At 67.4% G+C, this 9,473-nt stretch carries 10 protein-coding genes and 1 pseudogene; 6 read left to right on the plus strand and 5 right to left on the minus strand.

The window, feature by feature from the left end:
- Positions 1-116: 116 nt before the first annotated feature.
- The 3 genes from ACFU6I_RS46335 to ACFU6I_RS46345 form a co-directional block, all read right to left on the minus strand.
- The gene (locus ACFU6I_RS46335) at positions 117-515 is read right to left on the minus strand and encodes a hypothetical protein (RefSeq protein WP_384379981.1); all 399 of its coding nucleotides are present in this window, start codon (positions 513-515) and stop codon (positions 117-119) included.
- Positions 512-1,366, minus strand: a complete 855-nt coding sequence (locus tag ACFU6I_RS46340; protein ID WP_384379984.1) for an IS5 family transposase — start codon at positions 1,364-1,366, stop codon at positions 512-514. Before ACFU6I_RS46340 ends, ACFU6I_RS46335 begins: the two co-directional genes overlap by 4 nt.
- 153 nt (positions 1,367-1,519) lie before the next feature.
- Entirely contained in the window at positions 1,520-1,915 is a 396-nt protein-coding gene (locus ACFU6I_RS46345; RefSeq protein WP_384046413.1) for a RidA family protein, read from the minus strand.
- Between the two features lie 141 nt (positions 1,916-2,056).
- On the opposite strand from ACFU6I_RS46345, the gene ACFU6I_RS46350 reads away from it, so the two are divergent.
- On the plus strand, positions 2,057-3,031 hold the full coding sequence (locus ACFU6I_RS46350; protein ID WP_384379987.1) for a helix-turn-helix transcriptional regulator: 975 nt from the start codon (positions 2,057-2,059) through the stop codon (positions 3,029-3,031).
- Between the two features lie 43 nt (positions 3,032-3,074).
- Here the strand turns inward: ACFU6I_RS46350 and ACFU6I_RS46355 are convergent, their stop codons facing one another.
- Positions 3,075-4,673, minus strand: a complete 1,599-nt coding sequence (locus ACFU6I_RS46355) for a carboxylesterase/lipase family protein (RefSeq protein ID WP_384379989.1) — start codon at positions 4,671-4,673, stop codon at positions 3,075-3,077.
- 141 nt (positions 4,674-4,814) lie between these two features.
- Here ACFU6I_RS46355 and ACFU6I_RS46360 point away from each other — a divergent pair, with 141 nt between their 5' ends.
- From ACFU6I_RS46360 to ACFU6I_RS46375, 4 genes and pseudogenes are all read left to right on the plus strand, one after another.
- Positions 4,815-5,375, plus strand: a complete 561-nt coding sequence (locus tag ACFU6I_RS46360; protein ID WP_384379992.1) for a TetR/AcrR family transcriptional regulator — start codon at positions 4,815-4,817, stop codon at positions 5,373-5,375.
- A 380-nt stretch (positions 5,376-5,755) separates the two neighbouring features.
- Positions 5,756-5,848, plus strand: a pseudogene (locus ACFU6I_RS46365) (IS5/IS1182 family transposase); the annotation flags it as partial.
- Between the two features lie 282 nt (positions 5,849-6,130).
- A complete protein-coding gene (locus tag ACFU6I_RS46370) occupies positions 6,131-6,772 on the plus strand; it encodes a hypothetical protein (RefSeq protein WP_384379995.1) in 642 nt (213 codons plus the stop codon).
- A gap of 45 nt (positions 6,773-6,817) precedes the next feature.
- Positions 6,818-7,177 carry an IS5 family transposase gene (locus ACFU6I_RS46375; protein ID WP_384379998.1) on the plus strand — a complete coding sequence of 120 codons (360 nt, stop codon included), beginning with the start codon at positions 6,818-6,820 and terminating at the stop codon, positions 7,175-7,177.
- Between the two features lie 832 nt (positions 7,178-8,009).
- Here the strand turns inward: ACFU6I_RS46375 and ACFU6I_RS46380 are convergent.
- Entirely contained in the window at positions 8,010-8,630 is a 621-nt protein-coding gene (locus ACFU6I_RS46380) for an SMI1/KNR4 family protein (protein ID WP_384380001.1), read from the minus strand.
- Between the two features lie 244 nt (positions 8,631-8,874).
- On the opposite strand from ACFU6I_RS46380, the gene ACFU6I_RS46385 reads away from it, so the two are divergent.
- Positions 8,875-9,042, plus strand: coding sequence for a hypothetical protein (locus ACFU6I_RS46385; RefSeq protein WP_384380004.1), 168 nt, complete (start codon positions 8,875-8,877; stop codon positions 9,040-9,042).
- Positions 9,043-9,473 lie beyond the last annotated feature (431 nt).

Genomic DNA, 9,473 nt, shown 5'->3' on the forward strand with positions numbered 1-9,473 from the left:
GTCTCATCGACCCCAGCGAACTCGCCCGCTACGTCATACACGCAACGACAACAGACGATTGACCCGACACGCACCAGTAATTTCTCGACGGATCCCTCGCGCGTTCTCAGAGGGCGTTAAGTCCGCTTCTGGTAGCGGCCTCGTCCAGGTTGCGTGAGGAAGCCTTGGCGGGTGAGGCGTCCGAGGCGGCTGCGGGTGACGTTCAGGGCCGGGTCGTCGGTGGGCATGCCGAGGAGTTCGTGCAGTTCACGGACCCGGAATGCCTGGGCGGGGTGCTGGTTGAAGGCGTTCAGGATGGCCTGGTAGACGGTGGCTGGCTCGGGCGGGTCGGGTTCGGTCCCGGTCGGGGCGAGTTCCGCGATGACCTTCCGGGCCGTCGCGAGTTCCGTCAAACGTGCCTCGGCCTCAGCCAGAGCGGCGGTCAAGTGCTCAATCTGGTCACGCAGTTCGCCCACCCGGGCGTTGGCCTCATCGTGGCGGGCCTGGAGGTCTGCCAGGAGTTCGATGACGTTCACGCGGCCATCCGGAGGCCGTCGCGCCAGGCCGGTGTGGGTGTGGTGAGGCGGCGGGCCATGTTCGCGGTGGAGGCCCAGTAGACACGCGAGGCGGAGTTGTCGGGCCGGTGGTCGTACTCGCGGGCCAGGCACCGGTGCAGCATCAACGTGCCGTTGACCTGCTCGACTACCCACCTTTTCGGCTGCGGCACGAAGCCTTTGTCTTGGTCGTCCGGGTTGCGGCGGACGACCTCGACGGTGATGTCCTGCAGGGCGCCGTGGATGGTGACCTCGTCCTTGAAGCCCTGATCCACCAGGGCCTTTTCCAAGCGGTTCCCGTACCGCTCGGCTGCCTGGTCGAGCAGGGCCACCCCGGCCGTGTTGTCGTGTGCGGAGGCGGCCAGCACGACAACGCCGATAATCAGTCCCAGCACGTCGACGGCCAGTCCCCGCTTGCGCCCCGGCGTCCGCTTGTTGGCATCCAGTCCCGTCGTGGTTTTGGGGACGCCCGCGGCCGCGCGCACGGACTGGGTGTCGATGACCACGAGGGACGGGTCCTCTAATCGGCGGGCCTTCTCCCGTACCTGACAACGCAGGGGTTCCTGGATCCGCTGGTCAAGCCTGTCCTCACGCCAGAGCGTGAAGTAGTAGAACACCGCCGACCAGGCAGGAAGATCGTGGGGCAGGTAGCGCCACTGACAGCCCGTCCGATTCTGATAAAAGATCGCGTACACCACCTCCCTCAGATCGCAGGCCCCGGGGTCTCCAGTCGCCGAATGTGCCACCCGGCCCTGCTTCCAGGCCGTGACCATCGGCTCGATCAACGCCCACTGCTCGTCCGATAAGTCGCTCGGATACGGTCTTCGCTCCACGCCCGCATCCCAGCATCCCAGCATGTGCATGACAAGCAGTCGATACGACGATCAACACCACGAACGAGCGATCACGAACCGAGAGAGAAGGGACTTAACGCCTGCTGCTCGTGTCGGTTTCGTCCGGCACGAGCAGCAGGGGGCGAGGTCGCATCACGCGACGGCGGTTCCCTCGAGCTCGACCAGTTGGCCGGGGATCGCCAGTCGCGTCACCTCGAGCATCGTGGAGGTCGGCGCCACCCCGGCGGCACCCAACCGCGCCGCCAGCACACCGTAGTGCGGGAAGAGCTGATCGACGTCGGTCGTGTAGACGTTGAGCCGGACGAGGTTCGCGAGAGACATGCCGGCCTCGCCGAGCACGGCCTCCAGGTTGTCGATGCTCAGAGCCAACTGCGCCGCGATGTCACCGTCGTGCTGGGGCTTGCCGTCGCCGTTCATCGCGGTCTGCCCCGAGATGTACAGGGTCCGTGTGTGCCCGGAGACGACCTCACCCTGGTTGAATCCCAGCTCCTGCGACCACGTCACCGGGTTGACCGCCGTTCGTTCCACTGCCACGTCAGCTCCATTCGATTCATGGGGAGTACGTACGTCCATCGCTCTGTAGCCGTAGCCGCCGCCTTTGGCGTCGTATCAACAAGCCTGCCAACAAATCACGACACCCTCAGTCATGTATTCCGTTAACGTTCTCGCATGCGTGCCGATCGGCTGGTCTCACTGGTACTACTGCTGCGCCAGCGCGGTCGGATGACAGCGGACGCGCTGGCCCGCGAGCTGGAGGTGTCCACCCGCACCGTGCTGCGCGACATCGAGGCGCTGTCCGTGGCCGGCGTCCCGGTCTACTCCGAACGCGGCAGGCACGGCGGTTTCGCGCTGTTGCCCGGCTTCCAGATCGAGCTTGCGGGACTGAACCACGACGAGGCCCTGGCCTTGCTGACCGCCGGATCGGGGCGCGGCGAGCAGGTATTCGGCCTCGGCTCGGCGCTCGCTTCGGCCATGCGGAAGGTGGTCGACGCGCTGCCCGAAGGCCACCGTGCCACCGCGAGCGAGGCGGCCCAGCGTTTTCTCGTCGATCCGGAAGCCGACCTGCTCTCGCGCCGGGTGGTCGCTGAAGAGGTGCCCGTCACCACCATGATCGAGGTCAGGCGCGCGGTGCTCGCCGGACACAAACTGCGCATCCACTACGCGGCCACAGGCCGGACACCACAGTGGCGCACGGTGGACCCGATCGGCCTGGTTACGGTACGAGACCGGGGCTACTTGCTGGCTACGAGATCCGGCGCGGACCGCACCTACCGACTGTCCCGCATCCTGGCCGCCGAGCAACTCCCCGAAACGGCACAGCGACCAAACCGGGTCGACCTGGACCGGATCTGGCGCGAACGCTCCGCGCAGTTCCTCTCCGACGGCGACCACATCACCGTGCTCGTACGGGTGAACCCTGCGCGGCGGGAGGATCTGCTGGGGACCGCGCTGGCCGTCCGCGCAGAAGAACCCGACGCAGACGGCTGGCTACGGGTGGAGGTTACCTTCCAAGATTCCCGACACGCCGAATGGGCGCTGTGGCAGCTCAGCACGGACGCGGAAGCCCTGGCCCCGCAGTCGTTGCGCACTTCCCTACGCAACCACGCCGCCGCGATTGCCACCCGCTACGGAGACTCATCCTGAAACGGACTTAACGACCTCTCAGTGCTCCTCGGAGCCCTTCACCTCACCGTGAGGGGGCGAGTGCCGTCCAGAAGGCGTGGTGGTGGTCGGCCGCGAAGTCGGTCTGCTCGATGCGGCCGGACGCGAGCCGCTGCACGTACGGGCTGCGGTTCGTGAACCGCTTCCACGTGGGCATGCCATACCCGTTTACCTGCCCAGTGCTCGCAAACCGGAGCCAGTAGGCGGTCACCGTGTCCGACAGCCCGGCTTGCGCGGCGTCGAGCGGCTCGAACAGGTCGTTGTCAAACAGGTAGGCCAGGTCGATCATGTGGCCGGTACCGAGCGAAAAGCTCGCCGGCCGCGGCACGCCCTTGAAGTATGGGGCGTTGGCCTCGGCGAAGTCGTAGGCGTAGACGGGGGTGTAGCGGGCCAGCGCGCGCTGGGTGTCGAGCGCCGCGGTCGACCACTCCGAGTCGGTCAGCACGGCCGACAGTGCCGCCCCGGGCGCCGGGTAGTTCGCGACCGGGTACTCGGCCAGGACCGCGGGAGCGTCCTTTCCGAACTGCTCGGTGACCTTCTTGACATACTCCTCGGCGGTCAGCGGCCTCCCTGTCATGATTTCATCGAGCCCAGCCAGCCCGCTCATCTCGTCGTGAGTGGAGCCGTGCAGCACCGGTACCCGGGCGAACCGCCCGGCGGCGACTGCCCGTGACGGGGCCTCGGGTAGCACTTGGCCGTCCACCACGGGCCGGTAGCTGTCGTGTCCGGAGAGGGACGCCTTGATGAGCTCGGCGGTGGACCTGCGCCGCAGGCAGGAGTTGACGGTGCGCGGATCGTCGCAGCCCGCGGCTTTGGCGACGGCAAGGCCGTTGGTCTCCGCCTGTGTGCGGGTGAATGAGCCGTCTGGTCCGACGCAGCCCGCACTCTGCACGATCGCCTTACTGAAGAGCCCGCGGGCTCCGGGCGAGACCAGCTGGGCGCAGCCGCTGTAGCCGCCGCCCGACTGCCCCATGATCGTGATATTGCGGGGGTCGCCGCCGAAGGCACCGGCATTGCGGTTGACCCATTTCAGCGCGGCCTGCTGGTCAAGAAGGCCGAGGTTGGCCGGTGCGCGCAGCCCGGGCGCGGAGAGGAAGCCGAACGCCCCGAGCCGGTAATTGACCGTCACGACCATCGCACCCTGCCGCGCGGCGGCCAGCTTGGCCGCGCGATAGGTGGCGCCGTCACCGTAGGTGAAGCTGCCGCCGTGAATCCAGACGATGACCGGCAGCCGCCCCGTCGTCCGCCCAGCCGGAGTCGTGACGTTCAGGTAGAGACAGTCCTCACTGCCGCCGTCCTCGATCGAGATGGGCTGGTCCGTCGGCTGCGCACAGGCGCTCTTCGGGGCGCGGGCGTCCAGCGGCGACGACCAAATGCGCACCGGCTGCGGCTCCTTCCACCTGCCTTCTCCGGTCGGCGGGGCCGCGTAAGGGATGCCCTGGAACGTGCGCACCGCGCCAGCGACCGCGCCCTGGACCGGGCCCTCGGCGGTCATCACTGTGGCGGGTAAGTCTTGGGCACCGGGACGCGCGGAGGCCGGGCCGGCCGTGATCACCGTGGCGGCGAGCGTTGCGGAGACGGTGGCCGCGGCAAGGGCGGCGACGCGGGACTTCATGGTGCTCATCTGGGCTCCCGGGATCGGTGTGATTTTTGATGCGTGGAACGGTAGCCAGGATTTGGGCAGATGCGCAATACGTTTGCCTAAGTCGATTGCCTAAGGCGTTCGTCTGGCGCAAACGTGCAGATTGTTGCTAGGGTCCGCGTCATGGGAAACCGGGAGAAGCTGCTGGAAGCTGCCAGGCACTGCCTTTTCACGAAGGGCTACGAGCGCACGACGGTCCGCGATCTCGCCTCCGCGGCGGGCGTGAGTATGGCGGCGATCGGCTATCACTTCGGCTCGAAGGAGGCGCTGCTGAACCAGGCTCTCTTCGAGGCACTCGACTCGGGAGACCAGGCCTTCGGGCCGTCGGAGGGTGCTACCGACCTCAGCGCGCTATGGCGTCGCCTGATCGAGGCGTTCTCGGTCAACAAGACCTTCTGGATCGCCAATCTGGAGACAGTCCTGCGCGCGCAGCGCGATCCGGAGCTGCGCGAGCAGGTGGCCGCCGGGCTGAGGCAGGGACGCAGTGGCATGGCGCGAGAGGTCACCGGAACCGCCGAGAGCGAGCTCCCCGAAGCGACGATCCGCACCGTCGGCTCGGTGCAGCTCGCCCTCGTCAGCGGTCTGATGATGCAGCATCTCACCGACCCCGAGTCCGCGCCCACCGTCGACGAGGTGCTGGCGGGTCTGCGGGCGCTGGCCACCTACCTGCCTGAGGAGGCGTGAGGCTCGGTCCGTGGACCGAAGGCGCAGGACCGCCACGCCACGGTGGACAGTTGCTCGATACACGGCGAGTGTGACGGTGGCTGACTGCTGTTCGTAGGCGAACGGGGCCCAGTTCCTCACCCCGGGGCCGCAGCCGGTCTGCCCTCGGGAGTGCGCGGTCCGGGCACGGCGTCCCGGGCGGTCAGGTCCGAGGCGTCTGTTCATGTCCAGTTCGAATTCACGTGGGTCCAGAACAGCGGGGAGAGGGCCCGCCGGTCCGCGTCGGTGAGGGTTGGCGAGGACCTGCTGTATCAGCAGCGTGTTGACGTGGACCAGGGCGGACTGGAGCAGGTGGAGCCGCGAAGGGCCCGCACGGGCGCTGTCACGTTGTTGGGTGTGTGAGGAACACCGTCGAGCGCCTGATCAACAAGCTGAAAGCCTGGCGAGGCATCGTCAGTCGCTACGACAAGTCCCCTGCGAGCTACCTCGCCGGCCCGGAGGGCCCGCCCCGACGGCCCAGCCTTCGCAGCAAGGCTCTGCCCCGGCCCGGTTGGGGCGGATCCGTGGTGGCCGGCGCCTGCCGCCCGCGGCTGCCGACGCCGTTCCCACAACGGTGCGGTTCGATCCGGACGAGGCATCGGAGGTAGACCGCTTCGTTCTGGAGCTCCGGAACGAAGCACTAGCTAGTGCTCTGACCACATACCTTCGCCGGGTTGAGCGGGTGTGGGGCCATTGATGCCAGCTACCTGGCCGAGGCGTCCGCCTATGCTCGGCTCGTGCAGCCGCTTTCCGATAGCAGCAATCCGTTGATCACGGCGTTCCCAGCCGAGCTTGCAAGCGATGCCGAGGCAGTCCTGGCGGTGATGCCTGATTCTCGACATCAGCCGCATGCCTCGTTCTCGGTCGCTGTAGAGGGCCAGCAAGTTTTGATCCCCGGGCGCCTCTACAACGACGAGCCGCCAACTGACGCGGTGGCGTCGCTTTCGTCGCGCCAACGGCAGCTTCTGCACTGCCTGTACTCAAGGCACTGCGACGGGGTGGTCAGACAGCGTCACCTGGAGAAGGTCGTTGGTTCCACGGACCCATGGGTCGTCCCCTTCGTCGTGCAGCTGGTTGGCGAGTACGTCTTGGAGATCCTGGTCGTCATCTGCGATGAGCTCCGTGATCTCGCCACGCCCGGCACCTGCGGCCACCTCGCTTACGGGCAGTTCATCGTGGACAACCCTGCCTTCTTCGCGTGCACTCAACGGCGGGTCGTGAGCTATTGGAGCTGCTACTACCGGGGCACCTACGCGAGTTTTCGGGGCTACCCGGGATGCACTCTTCTTGACCTCCTACGGTCCGCTGCCTCCGACAGAGCAGGGCATCCCTGGCCCAACCTCGCTCCAGCCGGCGCCAGGGTGGACGGTTACTGCTAGGCCGTGTATCGAAAGTGGATCTTGAGCGATGAATGATCTCGGTTCATGGGGCGGGGAGATCTCACGGACGAGCAGTGGGCGGTGTTGGAGCCGTTGTTGCCGAAGGGGAGGAAGGCGGGGCGGCCACCCGTCTGGTCCTGGCGGCGACTGATCGACGGCATACGGTTCCGGGTTCGGACCGGTGTTCCGTGGCGGGACGTGCCCGTCGAGTATGGGCCGTGGGGTCGGATCTACGACCTGTTCCGCCGGTGGCAGCGGGACGGCACCTGGCACCGGGTCCTCACCCGGCTGCAGTCCCTGGCCGACGCGAAGGGTGCGATCACGTGGGACCTGGGCGTCGATTCCACGGTGTGCCGTGCCCACCAGCATGCGGCCGGGGCCCGGACGCGGGGTGACCTGCAGTAGGAATCGCCGGGCGGTGTGTTCACCGAGCCCTGTGATCACGGGCTGGGACGTTCGCGCGGTGGGTTCACCACCAAGCTGCACTTGGCCGTCGAGCAGGGCCAGAAACCCATGTCGATCGTGGTGACGGCAGGGCAGCGTGGCGACTCGCCGCAGTTCGAACCCGCGCTGGAGAAAGTTCGCGTTCCTCGCATCGGGACGGGTCGGCCGCGGGTCCGTCCCGATCGCGTCCGGGCGATGAGGTCGTCGCGAGTCACACTGCCATCCAGTGATGGCTGGCGATCGGCTGCGTGTGACAACTACGGCGCCTTTCTGGTGACAGTCCGGCTGCTCCGGCCTGGTTCCTGCGCAGCCTATGCGGCGCGGTCGGTGACAACCGAGCCTTGGCACAAGGCGCAAGGCGGGCGCACGCACACCGGAAGGCCCTGGTAGGCCGTCCGGACTGCCCCGGGCTCCGCCCGAGGCAGAGGCTTGCAAGATCGTTGTGTGGAGTTCCCGGTCAAAGTGGCGCTGGCCCAGGCGGAAGCCGGGTGCCGCGCGGCCAGCTCACGGGCCCGGGTCACGGGCGACGCGGCCCGCAACTGGGCCGCTGCGAAATCGAGCCGCCCATCCCACCAGATCACCGCCTCCTCGTCCAGCACAGTGCCCGGCCGCCGCCATGCCGGCCAGAACCAGGTCCATCCGGTACGGCGTGACGGCCCTCCCGGACCGGATGGACAGGATCACGGTGTCATTGGTGCGCCGCAGTACAACTCGGTGCCCGTCGTTCTCCAGACTTCGCCTTGTCTCATGAGACAAGGGCGCTGTGAGGATCTCGGTCCTGAGTGCCGTCGCCTCAGCACTCTGCGGCTTGCGACCACAGAGTTTTCCGGGCCCTGGCGCGGGGGCCCCAGGGGGCGCTTGCGACGGTCGCAGGGGAGGTGAGCCCCAGAGCGTCGTTGTCCTTGCCGTCCCGCATGTGGTCCAGCCAGCGTTCGTACCAGGAGAGGAAGTCCTGGGCCGAGGAGACGTTCGGGGGCCAGAAGCCGTCCGCGTTACCGGTGAGCATGCGGCCGGCGAGGGGGCCAGTCACGCCGATGAGGCACAGGTCGGTGCAGCCCATCTCGATGATGTGGAGGAACAGGTCTCCTTGCAGCGCGTCCGGGTGGTTCACGTGATGGAATCCCCGCGGGGTGCCGTCCGGCGGCTGCCGGTCCATGGTGAACAGCCTGCACTCCTCCAGCGGAAGTAGTCCGTAGAAGGGGCCGGCACCGCTGCCCCCAAGTTTGACAAGGAACTTTCGGTAGGCCGACGGCAATTCGATGTGGTGTTCGCCCTCGAAGACGTCCGCCTGAGCGGAACTGATGCGCGGGCCAACGCGAAACGCGTGACGCTCGGCGCCCATCGAGTGGCTGCGCTGCACCTGGTACGGGACCTTCGCCAGCTTGGAGCGTATGCGCGATATGCGGGAGTCCATCGGAGGATCTCTTCTCTCGTCCGCCGCCACTCTACTGGCCCGCCCGAATGAGACATCTCCGGATGTCTGGAGAACCGTCGAATTTGGGCTCGTACCACCAGCCCGGCCCCTGCGGCAGCACCGCAACGGCACGGGCCGGCGACACGCTGATCGGGAGTTCCACAACTTTCATGCTGCGACCAGGCGCTGATCATGGCGCGCCGGGCACCAGGTCCGGCCGGCACACCTCGCAGGCCTGAATTCCGTGCTCGCCCTGCTCGTCCTGCTGCTCCAGGTCCTGGTCGTCGCCCTGGTGGTGGGCGCCCTGGGCTACCTGGCGCACCGCCACCCGGCGCTGGCCACGCCGCTGATGGTCGCCATGGGCGGCGCGGCCGTCCTCGCGGTCTGCATCGTCCCCATCGCCATCCGATGACTGGGCAAGCCCACTCCCGCGTGGGCAAGCCGGGCTTGCCCAGGGGCTCGGCCCGGCCGTCGGGCCGGATGGTGTAGGCGCTGCGGCCGCCGTCGAGCAGCTGTTGCAGAGGGGTGCGGTGCTTGGTGAACGTCGTCCTGGCCGTGGTGACAGCGGTCGCGTCGAGGAAGTTGGGCTTGGGCGCCAGCCTTCGGATGGGGGGGCACGGCTTCCGGCCGCCTGCCAGGGACGCCTGCCCGCATGTCGATCACCTTCCGCGGATGAGGTGAAAGAAGGGGAGTGCCTGGCCTGGAGGCGTGGACTTCAACGTCGCCCTTCGCAGAAGAGGCATGAACTCTAAGCCTTGATCCACCGATTGACGGGCGGTCTGTGGATAGCGAGACGAAGAGAGGTGCCTGCTGACCTGCGATGATGGGAGTTCTGACGCTTCC

It is taken from the genome of Streptomyces sp. NPDC057486 (genome assembly GCF_042802415.1).
In the GTDB taxonomy this organism is placed as follows: domain Bacteria; phylum Actinomycetota; class Actinomycetes; order Streptomycetales; family Streptomycetaceae; genus Streptomyces; species Streptomyces yanii.